This window comes from Streptococcus australis (assembly GCF_047463015.1).
Classification (GTDB): Bacteria; Bacillota; Bacilli; order Lactobacillales; family Streptococcaceae; genus Streptococcus; species Streptococcus australis_F.
Genome location: NZ_JASHER010000002.1, coordinates 312,485 through 325,822, shown reverse-complemented (window position 1 = coordinate 325,822; position 13,338 = coordinate 312,485). Strand labels below are relative to the sequence as shown.

At 42.0% G+C, this 13,338-nt stretch carries 14 protein-coding genes and 1 pseudogene; 12 read left to right on the top strand and 3 right to left on the bottom strand.

All coding sequences use genetic code 11. The features are described from left to right. Positions 1 to 64: 64 nt before the first annotated feature. Positions 65 to 1,411, top strand: coding sequence for an MATE family efflux transporter (locus QM873_RS03425; protein ID WP_414278802.1), 1,347 nt, complete (start codon positions 65 to 67; stop codon positions 1,409 to 1,411). A 177-nt stretch (positions 1,412 to 1,588) separates the two neighbouring features. Here QM873_RS03425 and QM873_RS03420 read toward each other — a convergent pair whose 3' ends face one another. Then, positions 1,589 to 1,771 carry a 4-oxalocrotonate tautomerase gene (locus QM873_RS03420; protein ID WP_001117401.1) on the bottom strand — a complete coding sequence of 61 codons (183 nt, stop codon included), beginning with the start codon at positions 1,769 to 1,771 and terminating at the stop codon, positions 1,589 to 1,591. Positions 1,772 to 2,190: 419 nt separating this feature from the next. Between QM873_RS03420 and QM873_RS03415 the strand changes: the two genes are divergently transcribed. The 9 genes from QM873_RS03415 (at position 2,191) to QM873_RS03375 (ending at position 9,935) form a co-directional block, all read left to right on the top strand. Beyond that, on the top strand, positions 2,191 to 2,778 hold the full coding sequence (locus tag QM873_RS03415; RefSeq protein WP_414278801.1) for a thymidine kinase: 588 nt from the start codon (positions 2,191 to 2,193) through the stop codon (positions 2,776 to 2,778). Between the two features lie 9 nt (positions 2,779 to 2,787). Further along, positions 2,788 to 3,867 (top strand): peptide chain release factor 1, encoded by a 1,080-nt coding sequence (gene prfA / locus QM873_RS03410; RefSeq protein ID WP_414278800.1) that lies wholly within the window; start codon positions 2,788 to 2,790, stop codon positions 3,865 to 3,867. Continuing rightward, positions 3,867 to 4,703: a peptide chain release factor N(5)-glutamine methyltransferase gene (gene prmC, locus QM873_RS03405; RefSeq protein ID WP_129822050.1), complete on the top strand. Its 837-nt coding sequence runs from the start codon at positions 3,867 to 3,869 to the stop codon at positions 4,701 to 4,703. Before prfA ends, prmC begins: the two co-directional genes overlap by 1 nt. Beyond that, positions 4,690 to 5,289: an L-threonylcarbamoyladenylate synthase gene (locus QM873_RS03400; RefSeq protein WP_414278799.1), complete on the top strand. Its 600-nt coding sequence runs from the start codon at positions 4,690 to 4,692 to the stop codon at positions 5,287 to 5,289. Before prmC ends, QM873_RS03400 begins: the two co-directional genes overlap by 14 nt. Before the next feature lies 1 nt (position 5,290). After that, a complete protein-coding gene (locus QM873_RS03395; protein ID WP_414278798.1) occupies positions 5,291 to 5,722 on the top strand; it encodes a GNAT family N-acetyltransferase in 432 nt (143 codons plus the stop codon). Positions 5,723 to 5,733: 11 nt separating this feature from the next. Then, positions 5,734 to 6,990 carry a serine hydroxymethyltransferase gene (gene glyA / locus QM873_RS03390; protein ID WP_414278797.1) on the top strand — a complete coding sequence of 419 codons (1,257 nt, stop codon included), beginning with the start codon at positions 5,734 to 5,736 and terminating at the stop codon, positions 6,988 to 6,990. Positions 6,991 to 6,998: 8 nt separating this feature from the next. Beyond that, the gene (locus tag QM873_RS03385) at positions 6,999 to 7,973 is read left to right on the top strand and encodes a nucleoid-associated protein (RefSeq protein ID WP_414278796.1); all 975 of its coding nucleotides are present in this window, start codon (positions 6,999 to 7,001) and stop codon (positions 7,971 to 7,973) included. Beyond that, the gene (locus QM873_RS03380) at positions 7,973 to 8,575 is read left to right on the top strand and encodes a lysozyme family protein (protein WP_414278795.1); all 603 of its coding nucleotides are present in this window, start codon (positions 7,973 to 7,975) and stop codon (positions 8,573 to 8,575) included. The genes QM873_RS03385 and QM873_RS03380 overlap by 1 nt, the downstream gene beginning before the upstream one ends. A gap of 346 nt (positions 8,576 to 8,921) precedes the next feature. After that, on the top strand, positions 8,922 to 9,935 hold the full coding sequence (locus QM873_RS03375) for a DUF1002 domain-containing protein (RefSeq protein ID WP_414278794.1): 1,014 nt from the start codon (positions 8,922 to 8,924) through the stop codon (positions 9,933 to 9,935). Between the two features lie 200 nt (positions 9,936 to 10,135). Here the strand turns inward: QM873_RS03375 and QM873_RS03370 are convergent, their stop codons facing one another. Then, on the bottom strand, positions 10,136 to 10,441 hold the full coding sequence (locus QM873_RS03370) for a hypothetical protein (protein ID WP_414278793.1): 306 nt from the start codon (positions 10,439 to 10,441) through the stop codon (positions 10,136 to 10,138). Between the two features lie 301 nt (positions 10,442 to 10,742). After that, on the bottom strand, positions 10,743 to 12,308 hold the full coding sequence (gene guaA / locus QM873_RS03365; protein WP_006596353.1) for a glutamine-hydrolyzing GMP synthase: 1,566 nt from the start codon (positions 12,306 to 12,308) through the stop codon (positions 10,743 to 10,745). 138 nt (positions 12,309 to 12,446) lie between these two features. Here guaA and QM873_RS03360 point away from each other — a divergent pair, with 138 nt between their 5' ends. Beyond that, on the top strand, positions 12,447 to 13,145 hold the full coding sequence (locus QM873_RS03360) for a GntR family transcriptional regulator (protein WP_117744249.1): 699 nt from the start codon (positions 12,447 to 12,449) through the stop codon (positions 13,143 to 13,145). A 43-nt stretch (positions 13,146 to 13,188) separates the two neighbouring features. Further along, a pseudogene (locus QM873_RS03355) lies at positions 13,189 to 13,329 on the top strand (glycosyl transferase); the annotation flags it as partial. Between the last annotated feature and the right edge of the window lie 9 nt (positions 13,330 to 13,338).

Below are 13,338 nucleotides of genomic sequence, written 5' to 3'. Positions count from 1 at the left end.
TTAAGGTGACATATAGTAGAGTGGTAAGAGAAAATTTCAAATTGACAAGAAGAGAGTATCATCCGTGTATCTAACCCATCATTTTAAAGAGCGCTTGCGTTTGTTTATCAGTCTATTTATCCCTCTCCTGGTCTATCAACTAGCCAACTATTCTGCTAGTTTTGTTGATACAGCCATGACAGGACAATACAATACCTTGGACTTAGCTGGCGTGTCAACCGCCACCAGTCTTTGGAATCCCTTCTTTACCTTTTTAACCGGGATTGTATCTGCTTTAACGCCCATTATTGGTCATCATTTAGGGCAGGGGAATAAAAAAAGAATCGCTTCTGATTTTTATCAATTCATTTATCTCTCTTTTATGATGGCTGTCCTCTTGATCGCTTTTGTCTTGCTGATTGCACCGATTGTCTTAAGTAAAATTGGTTTAGAAAGTGTCGTAGAGGGGATTGCAACCCATTACTTAGCCTTTCTCTCTCTAGGAATTTTGCCTCTCTTACTCTTTAGTGTGGTCCGTTCCTTGCTGGATACTTTGGGTCTCACTCGCTTGTCCATGTACCTCATGCTCCTCTTATTGCCTTTAAATGCTAGTTTTAATTATATGTTGATTTATGGAGCTTTTGGTCTACCTGAGCTAGGAGGAGCAGGAGCGGGACTAGGGACTTCCTTGGCTTACTGGGTCCTCCTCATCATTGCCTTTTTGATCCTTTTCAATCATCCGAAAGTAGCTATCTACCAACTTTGGAAGGTTCAACCTATCAATTTCAAAGAGATGAAAGAGACAATTCGCCTAGGTTTACCGATTGGGGGGATTGTGTTTGCAGAAGTCATCATCTTCTCAGTAGTGGGCTTGCTCATGGCTAAATTCCCATCACTCACCATTGCTAGTCACCAATCTGCTATGAACTTTTCAAACATGATGTATGCTTTTCCAGCTAGCATCTCCAATACCATGGCTATTATTGTGTCCTACGAGATTGGGGCTGGGCGTCCCGATGTGGTTCGTCAATATTGCAGGATTGGACGATGGACAGCCTTTGGGTTTGCCTTCTTTACCCTTAGCTTCCTCTATCTTTATCGCTATCAAGTAGCAGGGCTCTATGGCACTGATCCGGAATTTATCCACCAGACAGCTATTTTCATGACCTATAGCCTCCTTTTCCAAATAGCGGATACGGTCGCAGCACCGATTCAAGGGATTCTACGGGGTTACAAGGACACCACTGTTCCCTTCTTGCTCGGAGTTTTTAGCTACTGGTGTGTCTCTATTCCATTGGGGATCTTTTTAGACCATGTCACCAACCTAGGTCCGTATGCTTACTGGATTGGCTTAATTTCTAGCATTGTCGTTAGTGGAATCTGCTACCAACTTCGACTATGGCAGATACAAAAGAAATACCAAAATTCCTAAAAGAGGCTGGGACAAAAGTCCTAGCCTCTCAATTATCTTTGGATTATCGAGCAAAACGCAGTGGTTGAGTGGGCTCTCCTACGCTGATTTCATCAGCTTTTACAGCCCTACTCAACTGTGCGGAGGTGGGACAACGAAATCGAATTCTAACGAATTACCGATTTCTGTCCCACTCTCTTATTTAGTGCGCATTTCACCTTGAGGGAAGTAGGTTCCTTCAGGCATATCATTGATAATGACATGAACAGCAGATTGCGGAGCACCTGTATTCCGAACGACAGCCTCGGTTACTTCCTTGGCCAAAGCTTTCTTTTGCTCCAAGGTGCGCCCTTCGAATAAATCAATACGTACAAATGGCATTGCGCCACCTCCTTTATAAATCTTAACCTTATTTTATCACATTTTATATGAAAAGGAGGAGTCTATGTAGATGTTGCGAGTATAAGTTTAATAACCATATAAAAATTTTTTACCAATATTTAGTACTACCTACTTACATAACTTCACTTATTATGGTATAATTAATTTGTGAGAAGTGGTCTCTCACTATGCGTTTGTCATTTTGTCAGGGAAATGATAGACGCTTTTTTTATTCTCAAATAACAAAAATGAAGTGGCAACAGAGTGAAATTTTTGCTAGTGCAAACAGGAAAAACAAGGCTTCGTAGAACTCTACGTCCATAGTCCATCATCCAATGGTGAACCTCTCTATAAGTTGCCCTAATTTACTGCCCGTGTTATAATATAATGAAACACATTTTAGAGAGAACAGAAGGAAAATGGCACAATTATATTATAAATATGGGACGATGAATTCTGGTAAGACCATCGAAATTTTGAAGGTAGCCCATAATTATGAAGAGCAAGGAAAAAGCGTCGTTATCATGACCTCAGCAATCGATACGCGCGATGGATTTGGAGTTGTTTCTAGCCGGATTGGTATGAAACGGGAAGCCATTGCGATCGAAGACGATACAGACGTCTTCGGTTATATCCAAAGTCTGAAAGAGAAACCCTACTGTGTCTTGGTCGATGAAGCACAGTTTTTAAAACGACACCATGTCTATGATTTAGCTAGAGTTGTAGATGAACTAGATGTGCCGGTTATGGCTTTTGGCCTTAAAAATGATTTCCGAAATGAACTCTTTGAAGGTTCCAAACATTTGCTCTTGCTAGCAGACAAGATTGAGGAGATCAAGACCATCTGCCAATACTGTTCTCGCAAAGCGACCATGGTCTTGCGCACTCAAGCGGGTAAACCCGTCTACGATGGAGAGCAGATCCAAATCGGTGGACACGAGACCTATATCTCCGTTTGCCGCAAACATTATTTTAATCCAGAAATCAAGCCAGAACAGAAATCTTAAGGAGACAACATGAATATCTATGATCGACTACAAGCTGTAGAAGACCGATACGAAGAGTTAGGAGAGTTATTGAGTGACCCAGATGTGGTCTCTGATACCAAACGCTTTATGGAGCTTTCAAAAGAAGAGGCTTCCACTCGTGACACGGTAACAGCTTACCGAGAATACAAACAAGTACTCCAAAATATCGTCGATGCTGAAGAAATGATCAAGGAATCAGGCGGCGATGCAGATTTGGAAGAAATGGCCAAGCAAGAGCTCAAAGATGCTAAGGCTGAAAAGGAAGAGTATGAAGAAAAACTGAAGATTTTGCTTCTTCCAAAAGATCCAAACGATGACAAGAACATTATCTTGGAAATCCGTGGAGCAGCAGGAGGGGACGAAGCCCAGTTGTTTGCCGGTGACCTCTTGCAGATGTACCAAAAATATGCGGAAAGCCAAGGCTGGCGCTTTGAAGTCATGGAAGCATCCTACAATGGTGTTGGTGGGATCAAAGAAGTAGTGGCCATGGTCTCTGGTCAATCTGTCTACTCAAAACTCAAGTACGAATCGGGTGCCCACCGGGTGCAACGCGTTCCTGTGACGGAAAGCCAAGGTCGTGTCCATACATCGACAGCAACCGTTCTGGTCATGCCAGAAATCGAAGAAGTCGAGTACGACATCGATCCAAAAGACCTTCGGATCGATATCTACCACGCATCTGGTGCGGGTGGACAGAACGTCAATAAGGTTGCAACAGCCGTTCGAATCGTCCACTTGCCAACCAACATCAAGGTAGAAATGCAGGAAGAACGGACGCAACAGAAGAACCGTGAAAAAGCTATGAAGATCATCCGTGCGCGTGTGGCTGACCACTTTGCTCAGATCGCCCAAGACGAGCAGGATGCTGAACGGAAGTCAACCATCGGTACAGGTGACCGTTCAGAGCGGATCCGGACTTACAACTTCCCTCAAAACCGTGTGACGGATCACCGGATTGGCTTGACCCTTCAAAAACTTGATACCATCTTATCTGGTAAATTGGATGAAGTGGTCGATGCTTTGGTCTTGTATGATCAAACTCAAAAACTAGAAGAGTTGAACAAATAATGTTGTTGGGACAATTATTAGCCCAGTATGAAGAAGCATTAATAGCCGTTGGAGAGGAAGCAGAAAGCCTCTCCTTCGCATATCGTGCTTTAAAAAATTGGACCTTTACGGACTTTGTCCTTGCCTTGCAAAAAGAAGTGGAAGCAGAGGATCAGGCCTTGCTGGATTCTATCTTTGAGCAGCTGAAACATCACGTCCCTGCCCAGTATATTATTGGGAGCGCAGAATTCTGTGGCCATGTTTTTACAGTTGATGAGCGCGTGCTGATTCCTAGACCTGAAACAGAAGAACTCGTTACCCTCATTCTTGAGGAAAACGATAAGGAATCCTTACGAGTTCTGGATATCGGAACTGGAAGTGGTGCCATTGCCATTAGCTTAGCCCTTGCTAGACCTAATTGGCAGGTTCAAGCCAGTGATGTGTCAGAAGATGCCTTGGAGCTTGCTCAAGAAAATGCCCAGCAGTTAGCAGCAGTTCTTTCATTCAAGTCTTCAGATATACTGGATGATCTAGAAGGTCCTTACGACTTGATTGTTTCCAACCCTCCTTATATCTCGCGGGACGATGTAGAAGAAGTTGGAGCTAACGTTTTAGCCTCTGAACCCCACTTGGCTCTCTTTGCTGATCATGATGGATATGCCATCTACGAAAAGATTGCTCAACAAGCACCGAGTGTATTAAGACCAGAAGGAAAAATCTATCTAGAAATCGGCTATAAGCAAGGTAACAAGGTAAAAGAGCTCTTTCAAACGGCATTTCCTGACAAACAAGTTCGAGTGCTGAAAGACCAATTTGGACAAGATAGAATGGTAGTAGTAGACAATGGATCCATTTGAGAAAGAATTAGAAACCGGACATGCAGTTGTCTTACCGACTGAGACTGTCTATGGCCTCTTTGCAAAGGCACTGGATGAAGCAGCGGTTGATCAGGTATACGCTCTAAAGCAACGGCCTCGTGAAAAGGCTATGAACCTCAATGTTTCCAGTGAAGAAGACATTCGATTTTATTCGAAAAATCAACCACCTTATCTATCAAAACTAATTGCAACCTTTTTGCCAGGACCCTTAACCATCATTCTCGAAGCCAATGAAGAAGTACCAGCTTGGATTAATTCTGGGATGGCTACGGTTGGTTTTCGGATGCCAGCTCATCCAAAAACATTGGAATTAATTCGTAAAGCGGGTCCCTTGATTGGACCTTCTGCCAACCTCTCTGGGAAAGCTAGTGGGACCCAGTGCCAGCAAATTCTTAAAGAACTTGGTCATGGAGTGATAGGACTTGAAGACGATAGCTTTCTAACTGGACAAGATTCGACTATTTTAGACTTATCAGGCGACAAGGTGAAGATTCTACGTCAAGGAGCGATTACACGAGAAGATATCCTTACCAAGATACCTGCAATCCCTTTTGAGGAGGTCTGATATGCTACGTGCTTTGAAACCAACAGATACTGGATCTATTTATGAGATTAACAAAGAGGCTTTAGGTTATGATTTTAGTCCAGAGGAAACAGCTAGTCAACTGGCTAAGTTGTCTCAAGACCCCCATCACTTCCTACTAGGTTATGAGGATCCAGCAAGTCATGCCCTACTTGGTTATGTCCATGCAGAAGTCTACGAATCCCTCTATTCCAATGCAGGATTTAATATTTTGGCTTTAGCAGTCTTACGCCAAATGCAAGGTAAAGGAATCGGAAAAGCTTTGCTTGAAGGACTCGAACAGGAAACCGAAAAACGTGGCTACAAGTTTATACGTTTAAACTCTGCAGACCATCGTATTGGAGCTCATGCCTTCTACGAACAGGTCGGTTATACCTGTGACAAGCTACAAAAACGTTTTATAAAATTTATTTAAGGAGAAGACCTATGATTTTTGACAAAGAAGATTACAAAGCATATGATGCAGCTCTATGGGATGCCATTGCGAAAGAAGAGGAACGCCAGCAAAATAACATTGAGTTGATTGCTTCTGAAAACGTCGTCTCTAAGGCGGTTATGGCTGCCCAAGGGTCTATCCTGACCAATAAATACGCAGAAGGATATCCGGGACGTCGTTACTACGGTGGGACTGATGTCATAGACATCGTCGAAAGCCTCGCCATCGAACGCGCTAAGGAAATCTTTGGGGCTAAATTTGCCAATGTTCAACCTCACTCAGGTAGTCAGGCCAACTGTGCTGCCTATATGGCTCTGATTGAGCCAGGAGATACGGTTATGGGGATGGATCTAGCTGCCGGTGGACATTTGACTCACGGTGCTTCTGTGAGCTTCTCGGGTCAAACCTACAACTTTGTATCTTACAGTGTAGATCCGGGAACTGAACTCTTGGATTTTGATGCTATCTTGAAACAAGCTCAAGAAGTGAAGCCAAAGTTGATTGTAGCAGGTGCTTCAGCCTACTCTCACATCATTGATTTCTCAAAATTCCGTGAGATTGCGGATGCAGTAGGAGCTAAGCTCATGGTCGATATGGCCCATATTGCTGGTTTAGTAGCAGCAGGTCTTCACCCAAGTCCAGTTCCTTACGCACATATCACGACCACAACCACTCACAAGACCCTTCGTGGACCTCGTGGTGGCCTGATCTTGACCAATGACGAGGAATTGGCTAAAAAGATTAATTCTGCCATCTTCCCTGGTATCCAAGGAGGACCACTAGAGCATGTCGTTGCAGCCAAAGCTGTTGCTTTCAAAGAAGCCCTCGATCCTGCCTTTAAAGAGTATGCAGCTAACGTGATTAAAAACAGCCAGGCTATGGCTGATGTATTCTTGCAAGATCCAGATTTCCGTGTCATTTCAGGCGGAACAGAGAACCACCTTTTCCTTGTCGATGTGACGAAAGTCGTTGAAAATGGAAAAGTGGCTCAAAACTTACTAGATGAGGTCAACATTACACTCAACAAGAACTCCATCCCATATGAAACCCTGTCACCATTTAAGACCAGTGGGATTCGGATTGGGACAGCAGCTATCACAGCCCGTGGTTTGGGAGAAGAAGAAAGCCGTACGGTAGCTGAATTGATCATCAAAGCATTGAAAAATGCGGATAACCCAGCTGTATTAGAAGAAGTACGTGCTCAAGTCAAAGCCTTGACAGATGCCTTCCCACTCTATGAGGACTAAAGGAATTTATGGACATTTATGTAAAAAAAGCCATCATTCATCAATTTAGCCCAGATGATACCGATCTCTACCTGGCGGACAAATTCCTCAATATCACACCTAAAATTGAGGAATATTTGCGCAAAAAGATTGAACGGGTATACTCCGATGAGGCCAAGACCGGTATTTTTGAAGAGGATAATCCTTTTCTTGAGATGATTTCAGATGATTTACTAGAAACTTCAGTAGTAGTTGCGAACCGCTGGAAGGAAGAATTTCTCATCTCTGAGAATCAAAAAACCAATGATTTGGTGTTTATTCAATTCTCAAAAGAAGGGGTGGACCACTTTGCCTTCCTCCGGATCGCTTTACGGGAAACCTTGACCCATCTTGGAGGTGAAGTGGACAATCCGATCAAACTGACGCAAAACAATCTGCCTGGTTTTGGTACTGGTGCCGACGAAGCCTTGGTCATTAATCTTCAAAGCCGTAAGTACCACTTGATTGAAAAACGGATCAAGTACAACGGAACGTTCTTGAACTATTTCTCTGAGAATCTCCTCCAGGCCCAACCGAAGATTTCTCCTAAAAAGTCAATCAAAGAAATAGAGAAAACGGCCCAACGGATTGCTGAGAATTTCCAACAAGACGATTTTCAGTTCCAATCCAAGGTTAAATCAGCTATTTTCAACCAACTGGAAGAAGAGAATGAGCTATCTCCAGAGAAGTTAGCTAATGATTTATTTGATAACAATTTAACAGCTCGACTCAGTTTTGTCGATCAAGTAAAAGAGTCCATTCCTGATCCTGTTCGCTTTGATGAAATAGATGCCAGTCGCCAATTAAAAAAATTTGAGAACCAAAAACTCTCCCTTTCAAACGGGATTGAGCTTTTAGTTCCTAACCATGTTTACGAAGATGCTGAATCGGTAGAGTTTATCCAGAATGAGAATGGGACCTACTCGATCCTCATCAAGAATATAGAGGACATTCAGAATAAATAATGATGAAACGAATAATGAAAATTTTCTTTTGCCTCTTGCTCGTCTTTTTCATATACAAGGGCTATCAGATACACCGGGATGTCAAGCAGGTCATGACTTATCGCACCTTAGTGCGTGAAGTACTGGCTGAGGAAGACACTGGTACCAATGAAGATCTGATCCTTGCCATGATTTATACCGAGACCAAGGGGAAGGAAGATGATGTCATGCAGGCCAGCGAAAGTGCAACAGGCCAGACAAATTCTATCACCAATAACAAAGAAAGTATTCGCCAGGGGATTCAAACGCTCTCTGAGAATCTGAGAATAGCAAAAGAGAAGGGGGTTGATCCCTGGACCGCTGTTCAAGCTTATAATTTTGGACAAGATTACATTGAATATGTAGCAAAAAATGGCGGGAAAAATAGTCTTGAATTAGCCCGTAAATACTCAAAAGAAGTGGTTGCACCGAGTCTTGGAAATGTCACAGGGAAGACCTATCTTTATCTCCATCCTATTTCATTTTTACATGGCTCAGAGCTCTACGTTAATGGGGGAAATTATTATTATTCACGTCTCGTTGAAATGAATCAGTTCATCATGAAATTATTTTCTTGGTTTTAATATAAACAGCACTTTAAGAGGCTGGGACAAAAGTCCTAGCCTCTTAATTGTCTTTGGATTATCGAGCAAGATGCAGTGGTTGAGTGGGCTCTACTATGCTGATTTCATCATCTTTTAAAGCCCTACTCAACTGTGCGGAGCTGGGACGACGAAATCGAATTCTAACGAATGACCGATTTCTGTCCCACTCTCTTTTTATAGATCAAACTGTCATCTGTTTTTAAAGAAGCTGTAAGCCAGTCTTAAGATAAAAAGGGTAAACTAAAAAGGAGGCAAAGAGATAAAATCTGCTTCCTTTTTATTGTCCGATAGCGTATTAATATCCTAGAAGGAGTTAAGAAAAAGTATGAAACCAGTCAGGAAATTTATTGGAATCTTTATCGCTAGCTGGTTTGCACTTCTTGCAAGCTCTTCGACGGCATTTGCCAACTCAAGCATTCAGAAAGTTATTGATCAAAAATACAAGCAACCTGACTATGTCATCGGATCATCATTGAATGAATTCGAAGTCGGGCAAACCCTCAGTCTCTTGATGTATAACGAGGAACAAGAGAAGGAATGGAAAACCATGAACCCTTCTGCTTATACAAGTTTTAGGATCGATGAGAATGGAGATCATTATTCCTCCGTTAAACTACAGAAACAAGCCAAGAAAGCGCCTATTAGCGTGCACATTGTCACTCCTCAAAATATAACAGAAGTAACAGCGGATATGCATCGCAATGCACTGACCACTCTTGGGCTAGAGCATGCGGATATCACGATTGCGTCTCCAATAGAAGCATCAGGCCTGAGTGCCCTTGCAGCGGTAGCATACTCCCTTGAGCAAAATGGTAGCACCATATCTGATGAAAACAAAACATTTGCTCAGGAAGAATTATCCCTGCTTGCAACCATCTATAAAGACAGTGCCCGTAAAAAAGACTTTCATGAAGATAAACTCAATGTAGCTGTCATCGATCTTAAAATCGCAGCGCTAACAGGAAGCAATCAAGACAAAAAGCTCGAGAAGAAAGATTTCCAAAAACTGGTTTCAAAGATTCTAAAAAACTACCAACTAGAGGACGCTATAACGGATGAACAAACCAAACAATTAGTTGATTTTGCTAGTAAGCTTTCTAATAGTCAGCTAAGCTCTGATAAAAACCTTGTCAAGTCCCTCAAAGCTCTAAAACAGGATATCATTGAGAAAGCAGGAGATAGCTTTAATACGATTGATACCAAGCTCAATACAGAAACACTACTGAAAGAAACCAACAAGCTTCCTTTGTATCCTATGATTGGACTGGGAGTCCTGGTTCTCCTTGGAATCGGATTAATAGTTTATCGTTTTCATATTCGACAAAACAAGAGGAAATAAACTATATAAAAAAAACAATAAGGATGATTTGAGTTCAAATACAAAGTATTCTTAGAAACTTTCCTTAAGTTAGTGCGGAAATTTCAAAATTGCTCGTATAATTTTAACAACAAGTAATCATCATTATTGATTCAAAGAGATAATTTTATGTAAAATAAGATTAGTGTGCATACATTAAAAAGCCATCGAATGATGGCTTTTTAATCTGTTACTTCGATTGAGAGATAAGGCATACCTAAGATTTTTCCGAAAATACCTAGAAGTGTTTTCATAGCCGATCCTTTAATAATAGCTGTTTGACCAGCTTTTACGATCACTTCCTTAGAACGTGTGAAGGCTCCTCTTTGATCTACGTAGACCTTAACCATATCAAGTCCTTCAGGAAGCGGAAGTGTAACGGTTTCGTCTTTGCTTAAATTGGCAACACATTCTCCATTGATATAAACGTTTACCTTCATTAACATACCTACGAGGCCAGTTTGACGCGATACTGTAATTTCCGACATGTTGTTTCTCCTAACTTTATGAATTCCTTACTCAAAAGGAATAGTTTTAAACTATCATAACATAAGTAGTCGATTCATACAAGATATTGTTTCATTCTAGATTGTTTGATAATCATCTAACACCCAAATAGAGCTGTCAAGTCCTGTTTAGCTTTTCTCTGTTTTTGAATGGTGAAATCTTTCTCCTTGGATAAACTAACTGGAACTTCCCTAGAGGGTCATTTTGATAATAAATCCTGCCTTAACATATATAAAAATAACGCTGAAATTATTGATTTCAGCGTTATTTGAATAACTCATTTTATTCCCACTCTACAGTTGCAGGTGGTTTACTTGTGATATCGTAGACGATGCGGTTGACGTGGTCAACTTCGTTTACGATACGGACTGAGATTTTTTGGAGGACTTCCCAAGGAATCTTAGCGAAGTCAGCTGTCATTCCATCGATAGAAGTGATAGCACGGATGGCGATGGTATAGTCATAAGTACGACCGTCGCCCATCACACCTACGGAACGAACGCCAGTGTTAACAGTGAAGTATTGCCAGATATCGCGGTCAAGACCAGCCTTGGCGATTTCTTCACGAAGGATTGCGTCTGATTCGCGAACTGTTTCAAGTTTTTCTTCAGTGATTTCACCCATGACACGAATCGCAAGTCCTGGTCCTGGGAATGGTTGGCGCCACACGATGTGGTCTGGCATACCAAGCTCAGTACCGAGGGCACGGACTTCATCCTTGTAAAGAGTATTGAGTGGCTCAATAAGTTCAAACTGCATATCTTCTGGAAGTCCACCCACGTTGTGGTGAGACTTGATGGTTTGAGCAGTATCCGTACCTGACTCGATGACGTCTGTATAAAGTGTTCCTTGAGCCAAGAATTTCACATCTTTGAGCTTGCTTGCTTCGTCATCAAAGACATAAACAAATTCGTTACCGATGATCTTCCGTTTTTGCTCTGGATCAGACACACCAGCCAATTTATCAAGGAAACGTTTGGCAGCGTCTGCTTTAACGATATTAAGACCAAACTTACCACCAAGCATGTCCATAACTTGGTCAGCTTCCCCTTTACGAAGAAGACCGTGGTCTACAAAGATACAGATCAATTGATCACCGATAGCTTTTTGGAGAAGAACCCCTACAACTGAAGAGTCAACACCACCAGAAAGACCAAGGAGGACACGTTTGTCTCCAACTTTTTCGCGGATTTGTTTGATTTGCATCTCAATGAAGTTATCCATGGTCCAATCGCCCTTAGCACCACAGATGTTCAAGGCAAAGTTACGCAAGATATCATATCCATGAACAGAGTGACGAACCTCAGGGTGGAATTGGATACCGTAGATTTTCTTGTCTGGGTTTTCAATCGAAGCATACGGACAGTCAGCAGAAGTACCAGTACGGACAAAGTCAGCAGGAATTTCAGTAACAGCATCTCCATGACTCATCAAGACCAACTGTTTATCAGGTGTTCCCTCAAAGAGGGCAGAAGATTCAGCTAAGTTTAGCTCAGATTGGCCGTATTCACGGTTACCAGCATCACCTGCAGGTACAACCTTCCCACCAAGTTTGTGAGTCAAGAGCTGCATGCCATAGCAGATTCCTAAAATTGGAATTCCAAGTTCAAAAATTTCAGGATCAATGTCAAAAGATCCTTCTTCATACACTGAATTTGGTCCGCCTGAAAGAACGATCCCAACAGGATTGATTTCACGCACTTCAGCCGCTGTAATTTTGTGGCTCTTCAGTTCTGAAAAGACACCAATCTCACGAATACGACGAGAAATGAGCTGATTGTACTGGCTACCGTAATCAAGCACGATAATTTTTTCAACATCATGCAAATCAGTTGATAGGTTTGTCATCTTTTCCCCTTTTTCTAGAAAATTCTTTTCCTCTATTCTAACACAAAAGCCCCTTCATTACCAATCAATACTGACTACGATTGAAGATTTGACAAAATTGCGCTACAATAGTTTGTAACACACAGAAAGAGTAGCAAAATGATTCCAGCTTACATTCAAATTCACGATCAAATCAAGGCAGAGATTGACCAGAAAATCTGGAAAATCGGTCAACGCCTGCCAAGCGAACGGGACTTGGCAGAAAAGTTCCAGGTCAGCCGCATGACCCTCCGTCAAGCAATCACTCTCTTGGTAGAAGAAGGAGTGTTAGAACGTCGTGTAGGCAGTGGTACCTTTGTCGCTAGCACGCGCGTCCAGGAAAAGATGCGAGGAACGACTAGTTTTACTGAAATTATGAAAGCGCAAGGAAAGGTTCCTTCGACACAGGTTATTTCCTACAAACGGACCATTCCAAGTCTTCAAGAAGTGGATAAACTAGGGATTGACAAAACTGAAACGATTGTACGTATGGAACGGGTTCGTTACGCAGATGGAGTCCCTGTTGTCTATGAAGTTGCCTCAATTCCAGAAAAATTTATCAGAAACTTCAAAAAAGAAGAGGTGACCAGCCATTTCTTCCAAACCTTGGAAAAGCACGGCTACCGTATCGGTAAATCCCAACAAACCATCTATGCCCGATTGGCCAAAGAAAAGATTGCTCATTACTTAGAAATACCAAAAGGACATGCTATTCTTGGTTTGACCCAGATTTCATATTTCGACAATGGTGTCGCTTTTGAGTATGTAAAAAGTCAATACGTCGGAGAACGGTTTGAATTTTACCTAGAAAACAATTAGCTAACACAATCCCTATGGTGTCAATTCAACACAGGGAGGTTTTATGTCTCTGATAAAAATCGATGCTGTTGTGGTGCCTCTTAGTGGGCACCTTTATCCAGTTCTTTTGCTTTTAGCCCCATTGTTGAATGATTCCAACTATAAGATTCGAATTTTTACAGGACCACAAAAGCAAAAAATAGCCCTGGTCTAT

Bases quoted from the DNA above. Each gene is read 5' to 3' on its own strand.
- QM873_RS03385 (WP_414278796.1), top strand. From the start codon at position 6,999: ATGGACATTTATGTAAAAAAAGCCATCATTCATCAATTTAGCCCAGAT.
- QM873_RS03420 (WP_001117401.1), bottom strand. From the start codon at position 1,771: ATGCCATTTGTACGTATTGATTTATTCGAAGGGCGCACCTTGGAGCAA.
- guaA (WP_006596353.1), bottom strand. From the start codon at position 12,308: ATGACAAACCTATCAACTGATTTGCATGATGTTGAAAAAATTATCGTG.
- glyA (WP_414278797.1), top strand. From the start codon at position 5,734: ATGATTTTTGACAAAGAAGATTACAAAGCATATGATGCAGCTCTATGG.
- QM873_RS03400 (WP_414278799.1), top strand. From the start codon at position 4,690: ATGGATCCATTTGAGAAAGAATTAGAAACCGGACATGCAGTTGTCTTA.
- QM873_RS03370 (WP_414278793.1), bottom strand. From the start codon at position 10,441: ATGTCGGAAATTACAGTATCGCGTCAAACTGGCCTCGTAGGTATGTTA.
- QM873_RS03360 (WP_117744249.1), top strand. From the start codon at position 12,447: ATGATTCCAGCTTACATTCAAATTCACGATCAAATCAAGGCAGAGATT.
- prmC (WP_129822050.1), top strand. From the start codon at position 3,867: ATGTTGTTGGGACAATTATTAGCCCAGTATGAAGAAGCATTAATAGCC.
- QM873_RS03395 (WP_414278798.1), top strand. From the start codon at position 5,291: ATGCTACGTGCTTTGAAACCAACAGATACTGGATCTATTTATGAGATT.
- QM873_RS03380 (WP_414278795.1), top strand. From the start codon at position 7,973: ATGATGAAACGAATAATGAAAATTTTCTTTTGCCTCTTGCTCGTCTTT.
- QM873_RS03415 (WP_414278801.1), top strand. From the start codon at position 2,191: ATGGCACAATTATATTATAAATATGGGACGATGAATTCTGGTAAGACC.
- QM873_RS03375 (WP_414278794.1), top strand. From the start codon at position 8,922: ATGAAACCAGTCAGGAAATTTATTGGAATCTTTATCGCTAGCTGGTTT.
- prfA (WP_414278800.1), top strand. From the start codon at position 2,788: ATGAATATCTATGATCGACTACAAGCTGTAGAAGACCGATACGAAGAG.